At 45.4% G+C, this 25,043-nt stretch carries 23 protein-coding genes and 1 other RNA gene; 7 read left to right on the top strand and 17 right to left on the bottom strand.

Annotation, left to right across the window (positions count from 1 at the left end):
- Positions 1-722 precede the first annotated feature (722 nt).
- Positions 723-1,397, top strand: a complete 675-nt coding sequence (locus NCCP2331_RS08340; protein WP_251669941.1) for a MerR family transcriptional regulator — start codon at positions 723-725, stop codon at positions 1,395-1,397.
- Positions 1,372-1,827: a toxin-antitoxin system TumE family protein gene (locus NCCP2331_RS08335; RefSeq protein WP_251669940.1), complete on the top strand. Its 456-nt coding sequence runs from the start codon at positions 1,372-1,374 to the stop codon at positions 1,825-1,827. Before NCCP2331_RS08340 ends, NCCP2331_RS08335 begins: the two co-directional genes overlap by 26 nt.
- Before the next feature lie 484 nt (positions 1,828-2,311).
- Here the strand turns inward: NCCP2331_RS08335 and NCCP2331_RS08330 are convergent, their stop codons facing one another.
- The gene (locus NCCP2331_RS08330) at positions 2,312-3,112 is read right to left on the bottom strand and encodes a hypothetical protein (RefSeq protein ID WP_251669938.1); all 801 of its coding nucleotides are present in this window, start codon (positions 3,110-3,112) and stop codon (positions 2,312-2,314) included.
- The gene (locus NCCP2331_RS08325) at positions 3,112-3,288 is read right to left on the bottom strand and encodes a hypothetical protein (protein WP_251669936.1); all 177 of its coding nucleotides are present in this window, start codon (positions 3,286-3,288) and stop codon (positions 3,112-3,114) included. Before NCCP2331_RS08325 ends, NCCP2331_RS08330 begins: the two co-directional genes overlap by 1 nt.
- 156 nt (positions 3,289-3,444) lie before the next feature.
- Between NCCP2331_RS08325 and NCCP2331_RS08320 the strand changes: the two genes are divergently transcribed.
- A complete protein-coding gene (locus NCCP2331_RS08320; protein WP_251669934.1) occupies positions 3,445-4,950 on the top strand; it encodes an IS5 family transposase in 1,506 nt (501 codons plus the stop codon).
- 147 nt (positions 4,951-5,097) lie between these two features.
- On the opposite strand, the gene ssrA is transcribed toward NCCP2331_RS08320, so the two are convergent.
- From ssrA to NCCP2331_RS08250, 14 genes are all read right to left on the bottom strand, one after another.
- Positions 5,098-5,458: a transfer-messenger RNA gene (ssrA, locus tag NCCP2331_RS08315) on the bottom strand.
- Between the two features lie 93 nt (positions 5,459-5,551).
- Positions 5,552-6,019, bottom strand: coding sequence for an SsrA-binding protein SmpB (smpB, locus tag NCCP2331_RS08310; RefSeq protein ID WP_153721058.1), 468 nt, complete (start codon positions 6,017-6,019; stop codon positions 5,552-5,554).
- Positions 6,020-6,120: 101 nt separating this feature from the next.
- A complete protein-coding gene (rnr, locus tag NCCP2331_RS08305) occupies positions 6,121-8,427 on the bottom strand; it encodes a ribonuclease R (RefSeq protein ID WP_251670022.1) in 2,307 nt (768 codons plus the stop codon).
- 84 nt (positions 8,428-8,511) lie between these two features.
- Complete coding sequence (locus NCCP2331_RS08300) at positions 8,512-9,258, bottom strand: alpha/beta hydrolase (protein ID WP_251669932.1); 747 nt, start codon at positions 9,256-9,258, stop codon at positions 8,512-8,514.
- Positions 9,259-9,319: 61 nt separating this feature from the next.
- Positions 9,320-9,547, bottom strand: a complete 228-nt coding sequence (gene secG, locus NCCP2331_RS08295) for a preprotein translocase subunit SecG (RefSeq protein WP_153721055.1) — start codon at positions 9,545-9,547, stop codon at positions 9,320-9,322.
- Positions 9,548-9,655: 108 nt separating this feature from the next.
- Positions 9,656-10,951 (bottom strand): phosphopyruvate hydratase, encoded by a 1,296-nt coding sequence (eno, locus tag NCCP2331_RS08290; protein ID WP_251669930.1) that lies wholly within the window; start codon positions 10,949-10,951, stop codon positions 9,656-9,658.
- Positions 10,952-10,963: 12 nt separating this feature from the next.
- Positions 10,964-12,490 carry a 2,3-bisphosphoglycerate-independent phosphoglycerate mutase gene (gpmI, locus tag NCCP2331_RS08285; RefSeq protein ID WP_251669928.1) on the bottom strand — a complete coding sequence of 509 codons (1,527 nt, stop codon included), beginning with the start codon at positions 12,488-12,490 and terminating at the stop codon, positions 10,964-10,966.
- Positions 12,480-13,244 carry a triose-phosphate isomerase gene (tpiA, locus tag NCCP2331_RS08280; protein ID WP_251669927.1) on the bottom strand — a complete coding sequence of 255 codons (765 nt, stop codon included), beginning with the start codon at positions 13,242-13,244 and terminating at the stop codon, positions 12,480-12,482. The genes gpmI and tpiA overlap by 11 nt, the downstream gene beginning before the upstream one ends.
- Positions 13,245-13,255: 11 nt before the next feature.
- Positions 13,256-14,443, bottom strand: a complete 1,188-nt coding sequence (locus tag NCCP2331_RS08275; protein WP_153721051.1) for a phosphoglycerate kinase — start codon at positions 14,441-14,443, stop codon at positions 13,256-13,258.
- Between the two features lie 626 nt (positions 14,444-15,069).
- Positions 15,070-16,077 carry a type I glyceraldehyde-3-phosphate dehydrogenase gene (gene gap, locus NCCP2331_RS08270; protein WP_153721050.1) on the bottom strand — a complete coding sequence of 336 codons (1,008 nt, stop codon included), beginning with the start codon at positions 16,075-16,077 and terminating at the stop codon, positions 15,070-15,072.
- A gap of 57 nt (positions 16,078-16,134) precedes the next feature.
- Positions 16,135-17,160, bottom strand: a complete 1,026-nt coding sequence (locus NCCP2331_RS08265) for a sugar-binding transcriptional regulator (RefSeq protein ID WP_251669925.1) — start codon at positions 17,158-17,160, stop codon at positions 16,135-16,137.
- 127 nt (positions 17,161-17,287) lie between these two features.
- Positions 17,288-17,521 (bottom strand): glutaredoxin family protein, encoded by a 234-nt coding sequence (locus NCCP2331_RS08260; protein WP_251669923.1) that lies wholly within the window; start codon positions 17,519-17,521, stop codon positions 17,288-17,290.
- A 160-nt stretch (positions 17,522-17,681) separates the two neighbouring features.
- Positions 17,682-18,473 (bottom strand): TPM domain-containing protein, encoded by a 792-nt coding sequence (locus NCCP2331_RS08255; protein WP_251670021.1) that lies wholly within the window; start codon positions 18,471-18,473, stop codon positions 17,682-17,684.
- Positions 18,473-19,051, bottom strand: coding sequence for a LemA family protein (locus NCCP2331_RS08250; RefSeq protein ID WP_251669921.1), 579 nt, complete (start codon positions 19,049-19,051; stop codon positions 18,473-18,475). Before NCCP2331_RS08250 ends, NCCP2331_RS08255 begins: the two co-directional genes overlap by 1 nt.
- A 1,038-nt stretch (positions 19,052-20,089) precedes the next feature.
- On the opposite strand from NCCP2331_RS08250, the gene NCCP2331_RS08245 reads away from it, so the two are divergent.
- The 4 genes from NCCP2331_RS08245 to NCCP2331_RS08230 all read left to right on the top strand — a co-directional run bounded on the left by NCCP2331_RS08245 (position 20,090) and on the right by NCCP2331_RS08230 (position 23,327).
- Entirely contained in the window at positions 20,090-20,830 is a 741-nt protein-coding gene (locus NCCP2331_RS08245) for a metal ABC transporter ATP-binding protein (protein ID WP_251669919.1), read from the top strand.
- Positions 20,830-21,696 carry a metal ABC transporter permease gene (locus tag NCCP2331_RS08240; protein ID WP_153721044.1) on the top strand — a complete coding sequence of 289 codons (867 nt, stop codon included), beginning with the start codon at positions 20,830-20,832 and terminating at the stop codon, positions 21,694-21,696. The genes NCCP2331_RS08245 and NCCP2331_RS08240 overlap by 1 nt, the downstream gene beginning before the upstream one ends.
- 62 nt (positions 21,697-21,758) lie before the next feature.
- Positions 21,759-22,727, top strand: coding sequence for a metal ABC transporter solute-binding protein, Zn/Mn family (locus NCCP2331_RS08235; RefSeq protein WP_194841053.1), 969 nt, complete (start codon positions 21,759-21,761; stop codon positions 22,725-22,727).
- A 399-nt stretch (positions 22,728-23,126) separates the two neighbouring features.
- Positions 23,127-23,327: a cold-shock protein gene (locus NCCP2331_RS08230; protein ID WP_153721042.1), complete on the top strand. Its 201-nt coding sequence runs from the start codon at positions 23,127-23,129 to the stop codon at positions 23,325-23,327.
- Positions 23,328-24,266: 939 nt separating this feature from the next.
- On the opposite strand, the gene ehuA is transcribed toward NCCP2331_RS08230, so the two are convergent.
- The gene (ehuA, locus tag NCCP2331_RS08225; RefSeq protein ID WP_285835514.1) at positions 24,267-25,043 is read right to left on the bottom strand and encodes an ectoine/hydroxyectoine ABC transporter ATP-binding protein EhuA; all 777 of its coding nucleotides are present in this window, start codon (positions 25,041-25,043) and stop codon (positions 24,267-24,269) included.

The following is a 25,043-nucleotide window of genomic DNA, read 5'->3' as shown; positions in this document are numbered from 1 at the left end:
CTATAATCACAGCATTTAAATTAAGTTTAGACAGATTTCGCTTTTTTCGCATGAAACACATAAGTTCATTCGTGCTGGTAGGTTGATCTGGTTCATTTTTTTGTACAGCTTAAATGTTCTTGTATGCATTTACCTGCAATGACTGTGGTCTTTCAGAATAATCTCCGTCTCATAGTCTATCGTCGCGGTGCAACCCGACATATTATTCTTTACTGTTCTTAAGTTCTTTAAGTAATGGTTTGCTCATATTGAACAGTCCTGACTGCTCATTATGAACAGCTGCAGTTGGTCATAATGACAAAGGTACTGATCACCAAAAAGTTGCCGCCCCCCTTCTTCCCCTCTATTCTTCATGCTTTAAGAACATCCACTTGTTTCTCCAGGTGATCTTGCAGGCAAGCAAGCGGGAGAAAGCACTTCTTTTATGCTATATAGAGTGATTTAGCAAAAAAGATACAGGAGAGGTCAAAAGTTTCCGTGGATATACTGTGTATCCTTTACCGGCCCACTGTCTATATAGGGGGAAAGGGAGAGGTTGGCAGCGTCAAAAAAGATACCTGTGCAAAAAAACTTCATGAATGTCTAACCATTCACGTTTGTTTCTCAGACAAGTACACTTTTCAGGTATAAAAAATATTCAATTGAGTAGAATGAGTAACATAAACTTCAGTTTCAGTTACTTGCAGTTTTGTTTTAGTTCGTTTATGCTAGGAGGTAAAGAGGTGATGATCATGTTGACAACATTCGAAAAAAAAGAATTTGTTAAAAGAACACCTGAATTAACACAACGTATTTTTGAAAATGAAGATGATAGTTTATTATTCTTCAAAGTATTAGTCAATTACTTAGAAAAAACTAACTTGAACAACCTTCACTTAAGTAAGTTGGATGAGTCAATCTTGAGCAGCCCCGAGGAAATGAAAAAGTATCTTTCGGAAACATTGGAAATTATGGCAGAGATTGCAGCCGAAGAAACAAATTTCGCCCCAGCTTATACTACCGGGCAAATTGCAAAGTATTTTGGAGTATCGATCACCACTATAAATAATTGGATTAAAGAAGGACGATTCGTGGGCGTTGAAAGAACTGAAAAAAACTCGCAAGCACGAATAAGTGCAAACACCTTATGGAAATCTAGAACAGGTAAAATGTATACTGTCGATAGTATCGTGAAAGAATGGGAAGAAGAACAAGAAGAAAATCTAAATGATTCAGATGAACTTTTATTCTTGGCTGAACAGATGGCACTTTATGAGAGAAAGTACGGGGGGGATTTCAAGAGTACATTGGATTCTAAGGATGACTTATCATCCCAAGAACAAACTGATGCCGCTGCTTGGTCATATTTTATTAGAAAGTTTAATGAGTTAAATGTCAACAGGAATTCCAAAGACTAACTTTAACCTACTTGAAAAGGAATTTGATGAAATCACGGAAATCAGAGACGGCGCTAATGGGCTACCCTCGACACCCGGTGCTGTTCGAAAAACAATTGTATTTTCTGATTTAACGAAAATTTCCTGTCAAGAGATAATAAAAGATGGATTTATTGAGTATTACCACTATGATTTCTATTCCTCTGCTGGTTCGATTATTGTTAAATTTCACTCAGAACCACATGAAGAAAGTAAAGAACATCAAACAAGTACCGAACCGTTCCACTTACACGTCAAAAGAGATGACCAAGACCAAAAAGCATCCATTAGGTTACCTAATGGTAGAATTAGAGAACTGTGGACTATAATAGAAACAATTTTAATAAGTAAACATTTGAAATACGCTCATCTAACCTCCCCTACTGTTCAATCAAAAGGTAGAAAAGAGTGATAAAAGGAAGACAAACCTTCGTTACAAGGTTTTTCTTCTATATTATCCTCACTGAATATATTTCCTAACATCTTCAACAGCTTCATACCGGAAAATGTTAGACAGCAACAGACCTAATGCAATCGAGTCTGCCTGCAAAATCGCTTCTTTAATATCCAGCGGTAATTTTCCGAATCTCTCAGTTAATTGGATAATGGCAACTTTCGCCAGCGCTCTTCTTTACCGAGTTGTTTACCTTTTTCAATTCCTTTTTGCAAGCCTTCTTCTCCCCACTGATCCGCCAACGTCACAGCTAACTCACTTCCTTCTGGAAAATTATTGTTTTCTGCTTCCCATATAATTTCAGCAGTGGCCCATACACTCCTGTGAAAGTGATACCTTGCAAATCCTTTGCATTCTTATACCAGCTAATCAAGTCAGACATCAGCTGAGGCACCAGCACAGCATCCGGCGGCGTATGCGAGGCACCGGAGATAATAACATTTCAATCGCGGTATTTCCCCGCATTTGCTCTATCTATATTATTCAATACAATACCATGTAATTCTTTAATCACTAATTCGGAAAAAGGAGCTTCTTTATGCACTATTTCCTCAGCAATCAAGATTGCTTCTCTATGATTCAGCACTTCCAAATGTTCTCTCATTGATTTTCCTGCTATTGTTATGCCATCTTCCAACACCGCCTTGGTTTCATAGATTGTTAATGTATTTCCCTCAATCGCATTAGAGTGGCAGGTACTTTTTATCAAAATATCCTCTTTAAGTTCACGAATGATTTCTGTAGAAAGCGGCCGTTTCTCATCGACTTTACGTTTCAATGACGTCAGTCTATCCATTTTCTCTTTCCACTGATCTGCCAACGTCATAGCTAACTCACTTCCTTCTGGAAATTGGTTACTATCGGTTTCACGTACCAGATTTCCATACAGATATATTTCTTCATCTTCTAATATCCGATCAATAATCCGTGTGATTTCCTTTACAGATATATCTTCTTGATCATTTTTAGAGTAGATTGTCAAAGGGTAGATCTCTGAGTCGGAAGTGACTAAGTACCATATTACCCGAAATCCGCCACTCTTTCTCTTGCTGGCATTTGGATTGCTCAGTCTGGTTTTATATACAACTCTTCCCTTTAATCCGGGGATTCGGTCTCCATAAAATTTACCTTCTTCTAAATCAGCAAAAAGCGATTCCACTAAATCAATTACAATGGGATGTTTCCTTGCAATCTTTAAAAGATCTCTTTCGAATACTTTGACTTCAAGTACGCTATATTCCATTATTTATCTTCTTTTAAGTCATCCCTAACACGACCGATCATATCTTTATATGAATGCTTGGGTAACTTTCCCTTTCTAATTTGCTCAACTTCATTTAAAGATTCTGTCAGCGTTTTTTTAATATTAGTTTGATTATCTTTAATAATCGCCACTTCTTTTTCCTCCCTGTCATCCATACATACCACACCCTTTCAGATTATGTATATGTGTAAGTAGGGATTACTGAAAAACTTACAATCACACATAAATAAAGGGTTTGACGCCCTTTTTATCGAAATAAGTGCATACTGAAAAAATAAAATTCACAAAAACACCGCACAGGAGGACATGTCATGTATGAACACAACGCCAACCAAATGATCTTGCCACACGAATTCTTTTTGCCGTTCGGAGGACACTTGAACCCTGATAACCGTTGGGTTCGCATGGCTTCTGTCATCCCGTGGACTGACTTGGAGGAAGCCTATCTCGAATCACTCGGCGACCCCAATCAGGGGAGAAAGGCGTATACAGTGCAGCGTGCACTTGGTGCGCTGATTATCAAAGAACGTCTGGGTCTGAGCGATGAAGAAACGGTAGAAGCGATCACAGAAAATCCTTACATGCAATACTTCATCGGGTTGCCCGCTTTTCAGGAAACCCCACCGTTCCATGCTTCTTCACTAACCCATTTCCGGAAGCGTTTCAACGTAAATCTGGTGAATCAACTGAATGAATCCATCACAGCAGCGCATCGGAAATCAGCGAATCCAGATGATTCGGATGATGAGGAGCCGATGGACGAAAACGGAACCTCGTCGATGAAAACGGAGGCTCAGCGCCCTGAAGAAACCGCTCCCGTTTACAAACAAGGGAAACTACTGATCGATGCCACCTGCGCCCCTTCCGATATTGCGTATCCGACGGATATCGGTCTCTTGAATCGGGCGAGAGAAAAACTCGAAAGAATGATTGATACGTTGCATGCGGAACGTCCTCCTGGTTCCAAAAAGCCGCGGACCTATCGTCGAAAAGCCCGGAAGGAATACCTCGCTTTGTCCAAGCAGCGGAAGCCTGGTTACGAAAAGATCCGGACCTGTCTGAAGGGCCAGCTTTCCTATGTCCATCGAGATTTGAAGCAGGTAGAAGATCTTGCGAATGAAGTGGGACTCGACAAGCTGACGCGGGCACAGTACAAAGACCTGCTGGTTATCCAAGAACTGTTCCGTCAGCAAACCATCCTGTTCGAAAGCGGCACCCATTCTATCGAAGACCGGATTGTCAGCATCCCGCAGCCCTATATCCGTCCGATTGTTCGGGGAAAAGCGAAAGCAGCGGTCGAATTCGGCGCAAAACTCTCTGTCAGTTTGGTCGATGGGTATGCGTATCTTGAGACGCTACAATGGGACGCCTACAACGAAGGAATCCTATTGAAAGACGCGATCCTTGCGTACAAGGAACGGTTCGGCCACTATCCGGAAGCGGTTCTGGCGGACACCATCTACAGGACCCGAGAAAACCGGAAGTTCTGTAAAGAACTCGGGATCCGGCTGAGCGGTCCAAAGCTTGGCAGACCGGCCAAGGACCAACATGTCTTGGCAGAACAGAAAAAAGTGGAGAAACAGGACCACGGCGAGCGCAATGCCATTGAAGGGAAATTCGGCGAAGGCAAAGGCGTGTACGGGCTGGGTCTTATTCAAACACGCCTGCAAACCACAAGCGAAATGACGATTGCACTCCAGCTGGTCATCATGAACCTTGAAAAGATCCTCCGGGATACTTTTTTGTCGTTTTTCCTTCATCCAATCCAAAACTTGGAACGATTACTTTCCAAGAAATCTATACTTAGAATGACCTGATGGTGGTTGTTCAGTAATCCCTAAGTATGTTATGAACATCATTTTTTAAACATCAATTCAAATTAGTTTTTATGAAAAAAGGGATACTGCACAAGAGTTTTCCCTTGAACAATATCCCTTAATTTCCTGCTATTACCCTGTAATCTCATATGGAGACGGTGGGAGTCGAACCCACGTCCAAAGGCTCTGCTACTTCAGCGTCTACGCGTGTAGATTGACTACTTGGTTTCGCGCGGACATTCTGCCATCAATCAGGGCGTCCTGTGCGCTATTCCGGGAATCTCTTATGCCATCCTCAGAATGCAGATGTCATCGTAGCTCACTAATAAGTGAACCTTACGCCTCCACATGAGCGATGGAAACGAAAGGTAGATTCAACAGCTTACGCTGCGAATGCTAGGTTGTTGTTTGTTTTGCCAGTTATTATTAACTGTCGTTTCTGACGGAGACGATCCCTCCGACGCGCAGCTCAAGCCCAGACCACCCCTGTCGAATCCGTAACGTCCCCGAAGGAAAGTCCGGAACCCGTGTTCATTCGTCACTTTCGAATGATGGGTCGTACTTGAAACTTCTTATAGTATACAATAAAACCGTCACTGAATCAATCTTGCTGTCTGGATTTGAATGCACGCTGCATATCGCGCTTATGTTCTTTTTCTTTCAGGTCGTGCCGCTTGTCGTATAGTTTCTTCCCTTTTCCGACTCCAATCAGCACTTTTGCGAAGCCGTCTTTGACATACATTTTCAGCGGTATGATCGAATAGCCGTCCTGCTTGATCTGCCCTATCAGATTACTGATCTGTTTTTTATGCAGCAGCAATTTTCGTGAACGGACCGGATCATGGTTATGGATATTTCCCTGCTCATACGGACTGATATGCATATTGGAAATCCATGCTTCGTTATTTCGGATGAGCACAAACGCATCACGCAGCTGTACTTTCCCTTTACGGACGGATTTGATCTCCGTCCCTTTTAAGACTAGACCCGCCTCAATCGTTTCTTCGATTGCGTAATCATGATTCGCTTTCTTATTGATGGCGAGTACTTTGCCGGATCCTTTGGCCATGTTTCATTCCTCCCTATATTATCAATCTCGCAATGGCGTGATTACATCTGAATTCAACATGAGCTGAATTCAGATGAAGACTGGAGCAATGATCCCCAGCCTTATGATTTTTTAGGTTTCTTCTTTGATTTTTTCGCTACGCCTTCATAAAACTTTCTTTTCGGCTTTTCATACTTCTTATTGCGCTTATCGCTGCTCTTGCCTTGTCCGCCGGAACCCTGTTTTCTGCCCTGGCCGCCGCCTTTTCCTTTGGCACCGGACTGAATGACTTTCGCAGTCTCTCTGCGCGATCCGCGGAAGTTCTGTTTCATGCCGACAATTTCGAAATCGACTGCCTGTTCTTCCGGCTTGACCGACACGACGCGCACGGTCACTTCGTCGCCGATACGGAACTGCTTGCCTGTCCGTTCGCCGATCATCATCATCTGGCGGTCATCGAAACGATAATAGTCATCGTTCATATTCTGAACGTGGACCAGACCTTCTACTGTATTCTCGAGCTCGACGAATATTCCGAAGTTCGTCACAGAAGAAACGACACCTTCAAACTCTTCCCCGATTTTATCCATCATAAACTGTGCTTTCTTCAGTGCGTTCGTATCACGCTCTGCATCAACCGCACGTCGTTCGCGTTCAGACGTATGCTGCGCAATCTCCGGCAGGCGTGCCGACCAGTGTGCGACAGTTGGCTGTGACAGATCTTTTTCGAACAGATACGTCCGGATCAGACGGTGGACGATCAAGTCCGGATAGCGTCGGATCGGCGCTGTGAAATGCGTATAGAAATCCGTCGATAAACCGAAGTGTCCCAAGCTTTCGTGATGGTATTTCGCCTGCTGCATCGAACGCAGCAACATCGTTGAAATGACCGACTGCTCGGGCAGACCTTCAATTGATTCCACGATTTCCTGTAAGGCACGCGGATGTACTTGATTTCCTGATCCTTTGACGACGATACCGAAGTTCGTCAGGAACTCAAAGAATCGCTGTAATTTCTCTTCTTTCGGATCTTCGTGAATCCGGTACAGGAACGGGACTTGCAGCCAGTGGAAATGCTCGGCTACCGTTTCATTGGCGATCAGCATGAATTCTTCGATCATTTTCTCAGAAACCGTACGTTCTACAATCACGACATCTGTCGGCCAGCCTTCTTCATCGACCAGAATTTTTGATTCTTTGAAATCAAAATCAATCGCGCCGCGGTCCTGCCGTTTCTGACGGAAGATCGCTGCAAGCTTCGCCATACTGTTCAGCATCGGCACAATCTCTTCGTACTTCTTCGATAATTCTTCATCCTGATGATCTACGATTTCATAGACATCGGTATACGTCATACGATAATTCGAATTAATGACACTCGGATAAATCTCATGTTCCACTACTTTTCCGTTATGATCCACTTTCATTTCGCAAGTCAGTGTCAGGCGGTCTTCTCCCGGGTTCAATGAACAGATTCCGTTTGACAAACGGTGCGGCAACATCGGGATCACGCGGTCCGTTAAATAGACACTCGTACCGCGGTCTGCTGCTTCCGCGTCCATCGGGGAGTTTTCCGTGACGTAGTAGCTGACGTCGGATATATGGACGAATAGACGATAGCTTCCGTCCTCATCCTTTACAAGAGAAATGGCATCATCCAAATCTTTTGCGTCTGCGCCGTCAATGGTAATCGTCAGATCATCTCGCAAATCTCTGCGATTATTAAAATCCTCTTCCTGCACCGTTGTCGGTACACGCATGGCGTGATCGATAACTTCTTGCGGGAAATCGACGGTAATGCCGTGTTTATGGATAATCGACAAAATATCGACGCCGGGATCATTTTTATGTCCCAGAATCTGCGTGATCATGCCTGTTGCGGATTTTGTGTCGCTCGGCCATTCTGTAATTTCGACAATTACTTTCTGACCGTCCACCGCTTCCAATGAATGCCCTTTTTCAATGTAAATATCCATCGGCAGTTTCTTATCGTCGGGCATGACAAAACCGTAGCCGTCATGCTGCGCATACGTACCGACGACAGTTGCTGTCTTGCGGTCCACGACTTTCGTGATGACTCCTTCGCGGCGGTCCCCCTGTGAGTTTCCTGAAACGCGCACAAGCACCGTATCGCCGTTCATCGCGCTGTTGACTTCATGAGGCGGGATGAAGACATCATCACCTGTCACATCTTCCGGCACGACAAAGCCGAAGCCTTTCGCATGTCCGATAAATTTTCCGCGGAGCAAATTCATTTGTTCCGGCAATCCGTATCGGTTGGTTCGTGAACGTACGATTTTCCCGCTTTGCTCCAATTGCACGAGCATTTTCACGAGTTCTTTAAATTCTGCCGCCTGCTCCATCCCGAATTTCTCCTGGATTTCGTGAACGGTGAGCGGCTGGTAGGATTCTTCCTTTACCAAGGACATCACCCGTTCTTGTAACTCTTTTTCAAATGTATCCAAACAATCATCTCCTCCTTTACTTCCTGCTATAAGTATCTTCCCCGTTTTTTACTCCTGCCAATCAAGTGATTCCAGAAATTGCAGTACATTTTCATGCAGCTGCGCTTTTTCGGGGCCGAGCGTGATCACATGGCCTGATTCTTCATACCATTGCAGTTCTTTTTCCGTCGATTCCGCTTCTTCATAAATGATATTGGCCGAATTGGGATCAATCACTTCATCGTGACGGGACTGGACGACCAGCAGCGGCGTATAAATCTGGCTGACTTCTTTACGCACACCTTCCACCATCGCGCGCAAGTCATTCAGCCCGGGCATCGACTTCGTTTTCAACTCGTCCATTTCCTGCTGGATCTGTTCTTCTTCCATGCCCGCAAACTTCTTATAATCACGGGCATATTTCAAAACGCCCTGATACAGCAAGTCTGTCGTTTTCATCGTCATCGGCGCACACATCGTTACGACACCTTTTAACGGAAATTCTGCTGCCAGCTTCAATGAAAACACGCCGCCAAGAGAGAGTCCCGCCACCGCGATCTCCTCATAGCCTGCATCAGTCAGCTGTTTATATGCATCTAAAACGTCTTCCCACCATTGATCCGGATTGGTCTTGATCAGTTCCTCCGGCGGCACACCGTGTCCTCTGTAATGAGGCGCCAATGAAGTATAATCATGTTTTTCAAGAAACCGGCCGAGCATCCGAACATCCGCAGATGTACCGGTGAAGCCGTGCAGCAGAAGTACCGCACGTTTGCCGTGCTCAAAGAAAAACGGTTTAGGCTGTGCAATTCGCATGTCTTTCGATCCTTTCTACGAAAAGCGCCTGACCGTTCAAACGTGGTCAGGCGCTGGCTTGTTATATTTTCATGATCGCAATTGTTAAGACAAAAAATAATACAGACAGAACGATGGTTGTTCTTTGAAGAACCAAGTCCAATCCGCGTGCTTTTTGTTTACCGAAAAGTTGTTCTGCCCCTCCGGAGATGGCTCCTGACAGTCCTGCACTTTTACCGGATTGCAATAATACGACAACGATCAATGCTATAGCTACGACTACAAGCGATGCTGTAAAAACGGCATGCATGTTTTTCCACCTCCAAAATAGCAAGTCACAACAGTTCTATTTTAACAAAGCTATGCCACCGACACAAGTCTTTGTTGCGATTCGTGTCGATGACAGTTATTGAGACCATTATTTATTCAAATTATAGAAGGTTTCTTTGCCCAGATACTGAGCCGTTTCAAACAGCTGATCTTCAATGCGGAGCAGCTGATTATACTTCGCTACACGGTCGGTGCGTGAAGGTGCGCCTGTTTTGATCTGTCCTGCATTCGTCGCAACCGCGATATCTGCGATAGTTACGTCTTCAGACTCGCCTGAACGGTGAGAGATGACAGCTGTATAGCCTGCACGCTTCGCCATTTCAATTGCATCGAACGTTTCTGTCAATGTTCCGATCTGGTTCACTTTGATCAGAATCGAGTTGCCGATTCCTTCTTTGATTCCGCGTGACAGCTTGTCTGTATTCGTAACGAATAAATCGTCCCCTACCAGCTGCACTTTGCTGCCAAGACGTTCTGTCAGCAGCTTATGGCCGTCCCAGTCGTTTTCATCCAGACCGTCTTCAATGGACACGATCGGATATTTTTCACAAAGCTCTTCGTACCAAGCCACCATTTCTTTCGATGTCTTGCGTACGTCTTCGCCTGCCAGATAATAATTGTTCTGCTCTTTATCATAAAACTCAGAAGATGCCACGTCCATTGCCAGCAGTACTTCTTCGCCTGGTTTATAACCTGCTTTTTCGATGGCTTCCAGGATAGTTGTCAGCGCTGCTTCATTGGACTCAAGGTTCGGAGCGAATCCGCCTTCGTCGCCAACTGCTGTGTTCAATCCTTTTTCATGAAGTACAGATTTCAGACTGTGGAAAATTTCCGCACCGATCCGCACTGCATGACGGAAAGATTCCGCGCCGACAGGCATGATCATGAATTCCTGGATATCGACATTATTGTCCGCGTGCTCTCCGCCATTCAGGATATTCATCATCGGCACCGGCAACTGCTTCGCGTTAAAGCCGCCTAAGTACTGATAAAGAGGAATGTCCAGGTAATCTGCCGCCGCATGTGCAACTGCCATGGATACACCAAGGATTGCGTTAGCGCCGAGCTTGCCTTTATTTGAAGTGCCGTCCAGTTCAATCAATGCACGGTCGATGACTACTTGATCAAGCACAGAATACATATCTTCCAGTTCTGAAGAGATTACCTCATTCACATGGTCAACCGCTTTCAGCACGCCTTTGCCATTATAGCGATTTTGATCGCCGTCACGAAGCTCTACCGCTTCATATTCACCAGTGGATGCACCGGATGGTACGATAGCACGCCCGAACGCACCGCTTTCCGTGAATACTTCTACTTCTACTGTTGGATTGCCTCGTGAATCCAAAACTTCTCTAGCTTGAATATGTGTAATGATTGGCATGAAGATCTCTCCTTAGAATAATGGTTTTCCGGTCATTTCTACCGGTTGTGGAATTCCCAGCATTTTCAGCATGGTCGGTGCCAGGTCGGCAAGAATACCGTCCGTGCGCAGCGTCAAATCAGGCTGTGTCACAATGACAGGCACCGGATTTGTCGTGTGCGCTGTCATCGGCTGTCCGCCAATTGTGGTGACTTCATCCGCATTTCCGTGATCTGCCGTAATGATGGCAGACCCGCCTTTGGCAAATAAAGCGTCGATGATCCGGCCGAGACATTCATCCACCGTTTCAATCGCTTTGACAGTCGGTTCGAGCATTCCGCTGTGGCCGACCATATCCGGATTGGCAAAGTTCAGAATGATAGCGTCCTGACGCTCTTCTTCAATCTCTTTGACCAATGCGGACGTCACTTCATAAGCACTCATTTCAGGCTGCAGATCATACGTCGCGACTTTCGGCGAATTAATAAGAATACGGGTCTCCCCTTCAAACTCTTTCTCGCGTCCGCCGCTCATGAAAAATGTCACATGCGGATACTTTTCCGTCTCCGCAATGCGCAGTTGACGTTTGCCGCGGTCTTCGAGCACTTCGCCAATCGTTTTCGTCAGGTTGACGTTGTGGAATACGATATCCCCGACTACGTCATCATTATAATGCGTAAAACCGGCAAAATGAAGGTCCGGCAACTTTTTCACGCCCCTATCGAATCCGTCGAACCCCGGCTGTGTTAACGCACGTGCCAGCTGGATTGCCCGGTCGGGACGGAAGTTGAAGAACACGACTGCATCGCCGTTTTCAATCGTTGCCACCGGTTTGCCGTCTTTCTGCACGACAAACGGCTCCACGAACTCATCATGTACTTCTTCGGTATAAGAGGCACTAACTCCTTCTTCTGCGGAATCTGCCTGTTTGCCGATACCATAGACCATGGCATCGTATGTTTTCTGTACGCGGTCCCATCGTTTATCCCGGTCCATCGCAAAATATCTTCCCGAAACGGTAGCGATTTCCCCGATCCCGATTTTTTTCATTTCTTCCTCTGTCCGCTTCAGATAAGGAAGTGCTGAAGTTGGACCCACATCACGCCCATCAAGGAACGCATGCAGATATACCCGCTGGACTCCTTGTTCCTTCGCCAGTTTCAACAGAGCGAATAAATGCTCATAGTGACTGTGGACGCCGCCGTCGGACAGCAGTCCCATGACATGAAGTGCAGACTCCTTCGTCTTGACATGCTCCATCGTCTCCAGGAGCGCCGCATTTTCGAAAAAGTCGCCTTCCCGAATAGACTTATTGATGCGCGTCAGGCTTTGATAGACAATCCGGCCGGCACCGATGTTCAAGTGACCGACTTCCGAGTTTCCCATCTGTCCTTCTGGAAGACCTACTGCTTCTCCGCAGGCCGTCAGCGTGGCATGCGGAAAGTTTTTCCACAGCAAGTCGAAATTCGGGATATTGGAATGGGCTACAGCATTGCCGTATTTTTCATCCCTCAAACCAAATCCATCCAAGATAATGAGCGCGACAGGCTTATTCGACATGAGTTCCAGCCTCCGCAAGCTTGATGAAAGCCTCCGGATCAAGACTCGCACCGCCGACAAGTGCTCCGTCGATATGCTCTTTGCTCAACAGTTCCTTAATGTTTTCAGGCTTGACGCTGCCGCCGTACTGAATACGAACTGCATTTGCCGTGTCCTTCGAATAGATCGTTTCGATTTTATGACGGATTGCGCCGCACACTTCATTGGCATCATCAGCTGTTGCCGTTTTCCCGGTGCCTATCGCCCAGATCGGCTCGTACGCGATGACTGCCTGCTTTGCAAGGTCAGCCGGCAAATCAGCAAACGCTTTCTCCACTTGTTCTGAAACGACCGAAACCGTTTCCATTGCTTCGCGCTGCTCCAGTGATTCACCCACACAAATCATCGGTACCAGGTGATGATTAAATGCAGCATGGACTTTTTTATTGACCGTTTCATCTGTTTCATTGAAATACTGGCGTCGCTCGGAGTGTCCGATAATGACGTATTGCACGCCAAGATCTTCCAGCATTGCCGGGCTCACTTCACCTGTGAAAGCTCCTTCATCCGTGTCGTGCATCGTTTGCGCGCCCACTTTGACGGCGCTTGTCTCAAAACGCTGCATGAGGTCGCCCAAATAGATGGCAGGCGGACAGATGACGGCTTCTACCTGGTCAGAAACCTTGATCCGATCTTTGATTGTTTCTGCAAAATCCGCAGCTTCTTTAGATGTTTTATACATTTTCCAGTTGCCCGCAATAATTCGTTTTCTCAAAAGAATTCCTCCTATTCTCTATCTTCCAGTACTGCAACCCCAGGGAGCTCTTTGCCCTCCATGAATTCCAATGAAGCGCCGCCGCCCGTGGACACATGATCCATTTTCTCCGCCACTTCGAACTTTTCAACCGCAGCAGCCGAGTCACCGCCGCCAATCACAGTATAAGCATCCGTTTCAGCCATTGCCTCCGCGACCGTCTTCGTGCCGTTTGCGAAAGGTTCCATCTCGAAGACACCCATCGGTCCGTTCCAGATCACAAATTTGGAATTCTTAATGACTTCCTTATAAGTTTCTGCTGTTTCGGGCCCGATATCCAGCCCCATCCAGCCTTCCGGAATGTTTTCAACTGACACTGTTTTCTTCTGTGCATCCGCTGAAAAAGCGTCTGCTACAACAGCATCCGTCGGCAAGTATAACTTCACGTTTTTCTCTTCTGCCTTCTGTATGAAAGACTTCGCCAAATCTACTTTATCTTCCTCTACTAACGAACTGCCAGTTTCATAACCTTGCGCCCGTGTGAATGTGTAAGAAAGTCCGCCGCCGATCAATAAATTATCTACTTTATCCAGCAAGTTATCGATGACGCCAATTTTATCTTTTACTTTCGCTCCGCCAATAATCGCAGTGAAAGGACGTTCCGGATGAGACAATGCTTTGCCTAGGACATCCAGTTCTTTCTCCAGTAAGAAGCCGAGTACACCCGGAATATATTGCGCGATTCCAGCTGTCGATGCGTGAGCACGGTGAGCCGTCCCGAATGCATCATTAACAAACACATCCGCCAGATCCGCAAATTGTTTTGCCAGTTCCGGATCATTTTTTTCTTCGCCGGCATGGAAACGAACGTTTTCGAGAAGAATGACATCGCCGTCTTTCATTTCCGCAATGGCCTGCTCCGCTTCTTCCCCTGTCGAAACATCCAGTTTGCGAACCGATTTGCCAAGCAGCTCAGACAGCTTCTCGCCTGCAGACGTCAAACGCATGTCCTCCTGCACTTCGCCTTTTGGACGCCCCAAGTGACTTGCGAGGATGACTTTCGCTCCTGCTCTCGCCATATACTCAATCGTCGGAACCGCCGCACGAATCCGTGTGTCGTCCGTTACTTTTCCGTCTTCCATCGGTACGTTGAAATCCACACGGCAAAAGACACGCCGGCCGTTCAATTCGATATCTCTGATTGTTTTTTTCATTTTCATGGATCAAGTCCTCCTTTGCATTTCACCTGATTGTTGTCATCCAGCTGCGACGGCTAGCTCCTCGGGTCACTTCAGACTTAAAGGAAAGGCAAAGTGCGCCTTTCTTTTAAGTCCTCCAGTGCCTGTCGGAGCTGGACAGCCATCTCCGCTTTAGAATCATCCAGCTGCGACGGCTAGCTCCTCGGGTCACTTCAGACTTAAAGGAAAGGCAAAGTGCGCCTTTCTTTTAAGTCCTCCAGTGCCTGTCGGAGCAGGACAGCCGTCTCCGCTTTAGAATCATCCAGCTGCAAGCGCCAGCCTCTCGGGTCACTTCGGTCTTAAAGATAAAGGTTAAGAGCCACCTTTATTGTAAGCCCTCCAGTGCCTGTCGAGGCTTAACGGCGCTTTTCGCTTTTTGTGTAATCCAGCTCCAAGCGCCAGCCTCTCGAGTCACTTCAGTCTTAAAGATAAAGGTAAAGGGCCACCTTTATTTTAAGCCTTCCAGTGCCTGTCGAGGCTTAACGGCGCTTTCCGCTTTTTTGTATATAAAAGAGGAACGGGTTTCTCCGTTCCTCTCACCCCTATTCATTATAATCATTCACCATTGGAATGGCTACGATTTATAAAAGATTGGGCTGATTTCCAGCTTACAATCCTTGTTTTTGCATATAACGGGCCAAGTCGATGCAGCGTGCAGAGTAACCTGATTCATTGTCATACCAAGAAATGACTTTCACCATGTTATCTTCCATTACCATAGTGGATAATGCATCTACTGTGGAGGAAGCTGTGTTGCCGTTATAATCGATGGACACCAGTGGCAATTCACTGAAATACAGGAATCCTTTTAATTCATTTTCAGAAGCTTTTTTCAGTGCCTCATTAACTTGCTCGACTGTTACGTTTTTATCCAGTTCCGCTACGAAGTCGACAAGGGATACGTTCGGAGTCGGCACACGCACAGCCATTCCATCCAGTTTGCCTTTCAGTTCAGGAATAACTTTTGTTACAGCAGAAGCCGCACCTGTTGAAGTAGGAATCATGGATTCAGCAGCAGCACGCGCGCGTCTGTAATCGGAGTGCGGCAGATCCAGGATTCGCTGGTCATTCGTATACGAGTGAATTGTTGTCATCATCCCGCGTTTCACACCGAATGTATCGTTCAATACTTTTACAACAGGCGCTAAACAGTTAGTTGTACAAGACGCGTTGGAAACGATATTGTCGTTTGCCGCATCGTAAGTTTCTTCATTGACACCCATTACAAGTGTTGTCATTTCGCCTTGAGCCGGCGCCGACAGGATGACTTTCTTAGCTCCTGCATCGATGTGCTTTTGAAGCTGCTCTTTTGAGCGGAAAACCCCTGTGCTGTCTACTACGATATCCACGCCAAGGTCTCCCCATGGAAGATTGGCCGGATCTTTTTCAGCAAATACTTTGATTTTCTTGCCGTCTACAATAATGGCTGATTCATCTGACTGAACTTCTGCATTCAATACGCCGTGTACGGAATCGTATTTCAATAAGTGTGCCAGCATAGCTGAATCTGTCAAATCATTGATTGCCACCACTTCTACGTCGTTTTGTAATAAAGTTTCACGAAGCACTACCCGCCCAATACGTCCGAACCCGTTAATCGCTAATTTCAATGTCATAATAAATCTCCTCCATTAGTATATTGTTTGCCCATTCAGGCGAATCATAACCATTTTTCACATGAGTGACAGCATTTTATTCGCTGCCCCTTCATCCGTAATTAAAATTGTCTGCGGCGGTGCACTTGCAAGATAGGACAATAAAGCTTCTGCTTTACTTTCTCCGCCTGCAACTGCAAACACTAAAGGCACTTCCTGAAGCTGTTCCATCTGAATCCCGACTGTTCGGATGCGGTGAACGATCTCACCATGCCGATTGAAGTAGAACCCAAAAGCCTCGCCTTCTGCCTGTCGATCAGTCAGGATTTGCTTTTCTTCTTCTCGAGAATTGCGAAGAAGCGCCATTTCTGCTGCATTTCCTACTCCGTGAATCACACATTCCGTCTGACTGTACAGCTCCAGCATCTCTTTCGCTGCCGGCTCATGCTGAAACACTGCATGGGCTTCTTCGCTGAGGGTGTCCGGATAGTAAAACGCTTTGTAAGATGCATCGCAAGTTTCTGCAAAAGAAGCGGCGATCATATTTGCCTGCAAACCAAGTTCTTCACCGACTCCGCCTCTTGCCGCAATAAATAATAAGTCAGACAGTTCTTCATTGTGCATGAATGCCGGAATCGAGGCTACCGTGCTGCCGCCTGTCACAGCCACAATTTTATGGCCGTTAATAAGAGACCTGAATTGTTTTGCCGTGTGCATGCCGAGCAGTTTCTTCGTAAGCTCGGAGCGATCCGAGTTACCTTCTACAATATGAACATCCCGTACAGCCAGCCGTTCGACTAATTGTTCCGCCAGCTGCCGTCTGCCTGATCTTTCTTCAATGGAGTCGTGCAAAATAAACAGAATCTCTGCCCCTTTGCCTGTAATGGAAACTCCTTCTTTTGCGATTTCCACCGTGCCTTGTTCTTTCATAGATTCGAGCATTGTTCTAATTTCGCGTTCAGAGCAGCCCGACATCGTACTTAACGGTCTTCTGCCGACCGGACCTGAAAGCTTGATGAGTTTCAGCAAGTGATACCGTTGTTCAATTAACGATGAAATTTCAGGTACTAATGCAAGCTGGGCATCGATAAATGATAAGCTCAATTACATCACTCTTTTCAGATGGGTTGTTTTTGATCCCTACATTAAAATAACGTCCCACCTAGATTAAAAAAATATTATACGTTGAGTATAACATCTTCTTTTTTAAAAATCAATAATGAAAACGCTTTCAATGTTCAATTATTTCCAAAATATCGATATAGCCAATATTCCCGTATGTAACAACTTCTCCATTTTGCTCAAGTACAGGAATCATCAGCATGTATTTTTCATGTATTTCTTCATCTTCTTCTATATTAATGGTCTGCCATTCGATCGGATAATCCTCTGCCGCAAGCTTCAGCATCAGTTCAGCTTCTTCACACAGGCTGCAGCCGGGTCTTGTGTAAAATTGGAATTTCATTTTAGTTCACCTCTTATGCGGAGTGTTTCTTTATATAGTAACGATAGAACAGTAATCAAGCAAGACGGATTTGGGTGGGTGCGCGCGGGCCAAAATTTGGCGCATCAAAAAAACTGCTGCCGCAAACCGAGTTCGTTTGCAACAGCAGCTTCCATTGATTTTACCAGCTTCGGCCTGCTCCGCCGCCTCCGCCGGATCCTCCTCCGCCGAAGCCGCCAAAACCGCCACCTCCTCCAAAGCCACCGCCTGAACCGCCGCCGAATGAACCCGGGAAGAATATAGGACCGCCGCGGGATCTTCCGCGCGGGCCGCCACCTCTTCCTCCTCCGCCGCCTTTAAGGACGCGGAAAATAATGTAGATGATAATGAGGACTACCAGGAATGGAGGAACGCCGAACTCTTCTTCAGAAGACTGAGGGTAATTGACCGGCAGTTCATCTCCTTGCAGTCCGTATTCTGCAGCGATTTCATTGTAGAAAGCTTTATAGGCTTCCAGGACGGCTGCATCGGGCTGTTTTGGATTGCCTTTTAAGTATGGGATGGCCACTTCGTCTATGATGCGGCCCACCTTGCCGTCAGGGAGTGCGCCTTCGAGGCCATAGCCTGTAGCGAGATAGAACTCTCTATCGATGCCCAATTCTTCATTCTTTTCAGTTGAGACAACCAGCAGCGCGCCGTTGTCCATCTTTGCATCGCCAAGCTTCAGTTCACGAAGTTTCCGGACGGCATATTCCTCCACCGGCTCCCCTTCGAGAGAATAAACAGTCCGTACGGCAAATTCCGCTTTTGTCGCGTTATAAAGCCGAACTCCATAGTCTTTTATTTCCGCCTCCTGCTGCGGAGATAAAATGTCTGCATCATCCACTACTACTTCTGTAATAGCATGGGCCGGTACCGCAGTGCCGATCAGGGCAAACAGCAGCGCTGCAGTGAATAGGCGGAAATGTCTCATCACTTCTTGTCATCTCCAAAATCAACTGTTGGCGGTTCTTGTGCCCCTTCTGTCGCTTTAAAGTATTCTTTCTCATCAAATCCAAAAACGGATGCGATAATTTTACCCGGGAAACCTTTTACTTTCCGATTGAATACAGATACTACATCATTATAATCTTTACGTGCGACTGCAATTCGATTTTCCGTCCCCGCCAATTCATCCATTAATTGCTGGAAGTTTTGATTGGCCTTCAGATCAGGATAGTTCTCGACAACGACCAATAATCTGCTCAGCGCACCCGCTAGTTCGGAATCAGCCGCTGCTTGTTCTTCCGGTCCTTTAGCACCTGCCATCTTGCTCCGTGCATCGGCGATATTCTCCAGAACTTCTTTTTCATGCGAAGCATAGCCTTTTACCGTGCTGACCAGATTCGGGATTAAATCCACTCTTCGCTGCAATTGCGTTTCAATCTGTGCGTAAGACTGATCTACGTCTTCTTCCAAATTCACTAATTTATTATAGCTCGGTACAATCATAACAGCTGCTATAACAACTAAGATAATGACGATAAGTAACGGTCCTGTGATTTTTTTCATCCACAACTGCTCCTTTCTTTATGTAATTAGTATTTACTTACCCTTCTTCTTTATCCCGTAAAACTTCAGATGAAATAAAAATGCCTGATTAAAATTTAGGCCCTTCACCAAAACATTTTCTTGACAGTCTATTTCATGGATTTGACTGTGATTGCGCAGTATAGAATGGTAAGTGGGTAGAAGACCGTTCCCCTGCGTTCCAGGCGGACGCGTTCTGGAGGGCCCGCGGTGAGCCAACTTGGTCGCTGCGCTCCCGCAAGTTGTCTCACCTGTCGTGCTGATCCTCCCAGAGTCGCCGCCTTCCACTCCGGTACACTGGCTGGTGTTTTAATATTTTTTGTGCGAGAAGGCAGTATGAGCATAATATCTGAGACTATTACGATAGGTAAGGCGTTTCATGCAATACTTAGCATTCTGCAAAGATTTAGATTCTTGTGATCAAGATGTTTACAAAGTCGAGACACGAAACCACGCCAACTTAACTCACACTCTGGCAAAAGGCAACACTAAATACATTTTACGGAAAAAGCGTAGGCGCAACTGCGGGGTCGGCCGTGGCTGTGAGACTGCTGGCATGCTCTTTGCCAGTAGGCTCATAGCGTAAGGCAATCCCCCAGCGCCGAAGTGGGTTTTAACTGCAGCATGATTTTCTCAATACAGACATGACAAGTTTTCAAGAATCGATTTTGTTGCAAACCCAAAATTTATTCCCCCGTCAAATTGGGTGTTCATCCATTTACTTGGTTCATTCCTCACATATAATAGCCACTATATGATAGAAGTTTTCTATAAATACTGTGCAGTAATAGCTATTTGAAAATTTAGCTTTACAGAGTATTTTGAGTAAGCTATACTATTCAAAGTTGCACTAAGGAAACATTGTAGTTCAAACCATGCACAAGAGTTGCACTAAGGAAACTATTGATTTATAGTGTTTTAATAAATAAAAAATGAGGAATACTAATTGAATAAATGATTCAGCAGGTTATTATTTATCTAAAAGTTGCACAAGGGAAACATATTGAAGGAGGGAACAGAATGATTGATCCGATAACAGTTGAGAATATCAGTGTGTCATATGACGGAAATGAAGTAGTGAAAGACGTATCCTTTTCTTTCGGAGCCTCCACTATAATCGGGGTGCTCGGTCCGAACGGTGCCGGCAAATCAACATTAATGAAAGCAATGCTTGGATTGATCCATAAAGACCATGGATCCGTCAGATTCGGCAAGAAATCTGTCGATGAAATGCGCAAACAGATTGCATACGTTCCACAGCGATCAAATATCGATTGGAATTTCCCGATTGTCGTAAAGGATACTGTGCTTCTGGGCACCTATCCAAAAGTCGGAATTCTGCGCCGCCCTAAAAAAGCGGATAAAGAGCTGGCAATGGAATGTCTGAAGCAAGTAGGCATGGAGGAATTCGCCAACCGCCAGATCGGTGAATTATCCGGCGGCCAGCAGCAGCGAGTGTTCCTCGCGCGTGCACTTGCTCAAAAAGCAGATTATTTCTTCTTGGATGAACCCTTTGTCGGAATTGATGTATCCAGTGAAGAAGTCATCATCGGGATTTTGCGTGAACTGAAAGAAGCAGGAAAAATCGTTTTCGTCGTGCACCATGACTTGTCAAAAGTAAAAAGTTATTTTGATGATCTGATTTTGATGAATAAAGAGCTGATTGATGCGGGACCTGTCAACAAAGTATTCCAGTCAGGCAATATGTCGAAAGCCTATAACCGTGAATTCATGCTCGATGGTTTGGAGGTTTCCAGTTAATGGGATTTATTCAGGATTTAATGACATACGGTTTTCTGCAGAAAGCGTTTATCACGTCCATCATGGTGGGAATCATCTGTGGCGTCATCGGCAGCTTTATCGTTCTTCGCGGCATGGCGCTGATGGGAGATGCGATTTCCCATGCTATTCTGCCCGGTGTAGCGATTTCTTATATGCTCGGCATCAACTATTTCTACGGAGCGGTCCTGACGGGTGTCTTAACGGCATTCGGTATCGGCGCCATTTCCCAAAACAGCCGGATTAAAAATGATTCGTCCATCGGGATTGTATTCTCCGCGTTCTTCGCACTGGGTATTATCCTCATTACCCGGGCAAAAAGTGCGACAGACCTCACACAGATTTTATTCGGCAACGTACTGTCGGTCCGTACTTCCGATATGTGGCTAACGTTGATCATCGGCGCTATTGTCATTTTAGTGGTCGCGCTGTTCTTTAAAGAACTGCTCGTATCAAGTTTTGACGAAACGATGGCTGCCGCCTACGGATTAAAAACGCGCTTGATTCACTACAGCATCATGTTCTTATTGACATTGGTGACAGTCGCTTCCCTGCAGACGGTAGGCGTTATCTTAGTTGTATCATTATTAATCACACCGGCTTCGACTGCCTATCTGTTAACCAATAAACTCTCCGTTATGGTTTTCCTTGCTGCCTTTTTCGGCGCAATTTCATCCATCATCGGATTATATTTCAGTTTTTTGTACAACATGCCTTCAGGACCTGTCATCGCATTGGCGACAACCGCACTTTTTGTACTGGCATTTTTATTCTCCCCTAAACAAGGGATTGTGGTCAGCAAGTTCCGGTCTGTGTCTAAACGGAAAGACGTGATGACGAATAATTAAACATAGAAACAACCGTTGAGACGGAAAATATAATAACCTATAAAAGGAGCAGGATGAATTACATGAAAAACTTATTAAAATGGCTGGGCTTGTCCTTGCTCGCTGTGTTTATGCTGGCAGCATGCGGCAGCGACGATGACAAGAACAGCGCGGCAAACACAAATGACAGTAAAGAGGACGGCGGCAAGCTGAAGGTTGTTACATCATTTACCATTATTGCAGACATGGCCCGCGAAATCGGCGGAGAGGACATTGAAGTGTATAATCTGGTGCCGACTGGAACGGATCCTCACGAATATGAGCCTCTTCCAAATGATATTAAAGCTGCGACGGATGCAGACGTTTTATTTTATAATGGTTTGAATCTTGAAGGTGGCAAAAAGGGATGGTTCTTTAAAATGATGGACTCTGTCGGCCAGAAAGAGGAAAATATCTTCAGTTTGACTGAGAATGTGGAGCCGAAGTATATCGGCGGAGAAGATGGCCGCGATGAAGAAATCAATCCGCACGCGTTCATTGACCCGGCTGTCGGGGTGAAGATGGCAGAAACAGTGCGCGATGTATTGGTTGAAAAGCACCCTGCTAATAGCGAAGACATCAAAAAACGCGGTGATGAGTATGTTCAGCGTCTGCAGGATTTGGATAATGAATTCGCAGAGCGCATCTCTACAATTCCTGAAGAAAACCGGGTACTCGTTACAAGTGAACGCGCATTCCAATACCTGAACGATCATTATGGCCTTAAGGAAGCGTTCATTTGGGAGATCGATACAGAAGAGAACGGTTCTCCTAAGCAGATCAAAGAATTGGTCCACTATATTCAAGAACACAATGTGCCTGTTTTATTCGTAGAGTCCAATGTGGATACACGCCCGATGGAAACGGTATCTGAAGAAACAGGTGTTCCAATTGCAGAAAAGCCGATCTATTCTGATGAAATCGGGAATCCCGGCGATGAAATCGACACGTATGTTAAGTATTTAAACTATAATATGAATTTGATTCACGATGAACTCAGCAAAGAACGGTAAGCTCCGGTCAACCAACTATATTGTATAGAAGGAAGCCGCTTTTATGAGCGGTTTCCTTTTTTTGTATGATTAATTTTAACAATAGAACATCTTTTGCTTTATTCAGGACAGTTTACGGATAAGTTCCGTACGGTTCATCAATTTATCAGCTGTATTGCCCCGCTTTATAAATATTTCTTAAGAATATCGCAGGAAGAACTAACCATTTCTCAAAGATTCTAAGGTCTTTTTAATTATTATCAATCGTTCCATTTGCAATTTCACTCGAGATGGGTTATTCTAAGAGAGTATTATCTTTGTTCTTTTTGCAGATCGAGAAAATATTTTGTTTTTCGTCTAAGGTATTTGAGCAAGCATAGTAACATCATGTGTGGCAATCCACACTAGGAGGCAAAAATTATGGAACAAGGTACAGTTAAGTGGTTTAATGCAGAAAAAGGTTTTGGTTTTATCGAGCGTGAAGCTGGAGAGGACGTATTCGTTCACTTCTCAGCAATCCAAAGCGACGGTTTCAAATCTTTAGACGAAGGTCAAAGCGTAACATTTGAAATTGAACAAGGACAACGTGGCCTACAAGCTACTAACGTTCAAAAAGCTTAATCTCTGCTTGAAAAAACCCTACATTGCGTAGGGTTTTTTATTTCCTTAAAATTGGATACATATAGAAAAAAGGGTCTAGATTCAATTATGAATCCTGACCCTTTTTATATGTTTCCACACGAGTAAATTATTCATATGAATAAACGAGATCTGCGCCAAATTCTGTTCTTGACAACCTTTCACATTCGTATTGCGGAAATCCTGCTGCAGTTTTGCAGTGTGAGGATTTCGTTACTCGGCTTTGCAGGAGTCTTGAATGGAGTTTGAGTTTGCAGTTTAATCCCGCTTCGCCGCTGGGGGATTGCCTTACGCTATGGGCCAGCTGGCGAAGAACACGCCTCATTGTCTTAATTTCTGCAAAGACCGCAGAAATACGGCAAAGCGAATCCTACGCTGTTCGCTTTGCAACAGCCTCCCCGCAGTTGCGCCTTAGCTGGTATTGGAGAAAGTATGTCATACTGCTCTTTTACAGAGTGCGGATTTAGTTGGTATGGTTTTCGTTTCTCGACTTTGTAAATGCATTGAACACAAGAATCTAAGCCTTTGCAGAATGATAGGTAGTGCATGAATGCCTTACTTATAATAAAAGTCTCAAATAGTATGCTCATACTGCCAATCACATGAAAAGTATTGAAAAACCAGCCAGTGTACCGAAGTGGAAGGCGGCGACTCTGGGAGGATCAGCCCGACAGGTGAGACGACTTGCGAGAGCCGTCACGAAGAACGGCTTTTGCGAGTAAAAGCGAAGCGTTAGGAGCACATCTTTGCACTTCAAGTCGGCTCACCGCGGGCCCGCAAGACACGCGTCCGCCTGGAACGCAGGGAAACGGTATCCTTCCCACTCATCCTACATTGCGCAATAACAGTCAAATTTCAAACTGCTTATGAAATAGACTGTCAAGCACACAGTTTGGTGGAGACCCAATAAACGACTCGTTTTTATCTGTTATTCATGAAGCGTCCCAGGAAGTCCTGCAGCCGTTCACTTTCAGGATTCAGCAGGATTTCTGAAGGCGGCCCTTCTTCTTCAATGACCCCTTCATTCAGGAAGACTACGCGGTCTGCAATATCGAGCGCAAAATCCATCTCGTGCGTGACAAGAATCATCGCCATCTCCCCTTCTTTAGCAAGATCACGGATAACTTCAAGCACTTCACCGACGAGCTCCGGATCCAGTGCTGACGTCACTTCGTCAAACAGCATGACCTGCGGACGCATCATCAGCGCTCTCGCCATTGCCACGCGTTGCTTCTGGCCGCCGGAAAGCTGCGCGGGGTACAATTCAATCTTATCACCGAGGCCTACCTTTTCCAGCATCTCAACAGCAGTCGCTTTCACTTCGGCTTTATTTTCATTCTTCACGAGTACGGGAGCCAGCATACAGTTCTCCAATATCGTCATATGCGGAAATAAGTTAAAGTGCTGAAACACCATACCGATATCTCCTCGGATGGAACGCAGATGTTTTTCATCCGCTGTGACCCACTCCTCCTTTTTCTGCATCTGCCAAAGATTTTGCCCATTCACTTCTATAATTCCAGCTGTCGGCTCTTCCAGTGTCATCAGCATACGGATAATTGTTGTCTTACCGGAACCGCTCGGACCGATCAGAGCGACTTTCTCGGAAGGCCTAATATCCAAGTCGATGCCTTTTAGCACCTCTGTTTCTCCAAACGATTTGCGGACGTCTTTATATTGCACTATCGGTTCCACCAT

It is taken from the genome of Sporosarcina sp. NCCP-2331 (genome assembly GCF_023707945.1).
Classification (GTDB): domain Bacteria; phylum Bacillota; class Bacilli; order Bacillales_A; family Planococcaceae; genus Sporosarcina; species Sporosarcina cascadiensis.
This window is presented reverse-complemented; position numbering and strand designations above follow the sequence as displayed.

What these genes read in the sequence shown, in the direction of transcription:
- NCCP2331_RS08335 (WP_251669940.1), top strand. Translation starts at nt 1,372, where the DNA reads ATGTCAACAGGAATTCCAAAGACTAACTTTAACCTACTTGAAAAGGAA.
- NCCP2331_RS08330 (WP_251669938.1), bottom strand. Translation starts at nt 3,112, where the DNA reads ATGGAATATAGCGTACTTGAAGTCAAAGTATTCGAAAGAGATCTTTTA.
- NCCP2331_RS08325 (WP_251669936.1), bottom strand. Translation starts at nt 3,288, where the DNA reads ATGGATGACAGGGAGGAAAAAGAAGTGGCGATTATTAAAGATAATCAA.
- NCCP2331_RS08320 (WP_251669934.1), top strand. Translation starts at nt 3,445, where the DNA reads ATGTATGAACACAACGCCAACCAAATGATCTTGCCACACGAATTCTTT.
- smpB (WP_153721058.1), bottom strand. Translation starts at nt 6,019, where the DNA reads ATGGCCAAAGGATCCGGCAAAGTACTCGCCATCAATAAGAAAGCGAAT.
- rnr (WP_251670022.1), bottom strand. Translation starts at nt 8,427, where the DNA reads ATGTCCTTGGTAAAGGAAGAATCCTACCAGCCGCTCACCGTTCACGAA.
- NCCP2331_RS08300 (WP_251669932.1), bottom strand. Translation starts at nt 9,258, where the DNA reads ATGCGAATTGCACAGCCTAAACCGTTTTTCTTTGAGCACGGCAAACGT.
- secG (WP_153721055.1), bottom strand. Translation starts at nt 9,547, where the DNA reads ATGCATGCCGTTTTTACAGCATCGCTTGTAGTCGTAGCTATAGCATTG.
- eno (WP_251669930.1), bottom strand. Translation starts at nt 10,951, where the DNA reads ATGCCAATCATTACACATATTCAAGCTAGAGAAGTTTTGGATTCACGA.
- gpmI (WP_251669928.1), bottom strand. Translation starts at nt 12,490, where the DNA reads ATGTCGAATAAGCCTGTCGCGCTCATTATCTTGGATGGATTTGGTTTG.
- NCCP2331_RS08275 (WP_153721051.1), bottom strand. Translation starts at nt 14,443, where the DNA reads ATGAAAATGAAAAAAACAATCAGAGATATCGAATTGAACGGCCGGCGT.
- gap (WP_153721050.1), bottom strand. Translation starts at nt 16,077, where the DNA reads ATGACATTGAAATTAGCGATTAACGGGTTCGGACGTATTGGGCGGGTA.
- NCCP2331_RS08260 (WP_251669923.1), bottom strand. Translation starts at nt 17,521, where the DNA reads ATGAAATTCCAATTTTACACAAGACCCGGCTGCAGCCTGTGTGAAGAA.
- NCCP2331_RS08255 (WP_251670021.1), bottom strand. Translation starts at nt 18,473, where the DNA reads ATGAGACATTTCCGCCTATTCACTGCAGCGCTGCTGTTTGCCCTGATC.
- NCCP2331_RS08250 (WP_251669921.1), bottom strand. Translation starts at nt 19,051, where the DNA reads ATGAAAAAAATCACAGGACCGTTACTTATCGTCATTATCTTAGTTGTT.
- NCCP2331_RS08245 (WP_251669919.1), top strand. Translation starts at nt 20,090, where the DNA reads ATGATTGATCCGATAACAGTTGAGAATATCAGTGTGTCATATGACGGA.
- NCCP2331_RS08240 (WP_153721044.1), top strand. Translation starts at nt 20,830, where the DNA reads ATGGGATTTATTCAGGATTTAATGACATACGGTTTTCTGCAGAAAGCG.
- NCCP2331_RS08235 (WP_194841053.1), top strand. Translation starts at nt 21,759, where the DNA reads ATGAAAAACTTATTAAAATGGCTGGGCTTGTCCTTGCTCGCTGTGTTT.
- NCCP2331_RS08230 (WP_153721042.1), top strand. Translation starts at nt 23,127, where the DNA reads ATGGAACAAGGTACAGTTAAGTGGTTTAATGCAGAAAAAGGTTTTGGT.
- ehuA (WP_285835514.1), bottom strand. Translation starts at nt 25,043, where the DNA reads ATGGTGGAACCGATAGTGCAATATAAAGACGTCCGCAAATCGTTTGGA.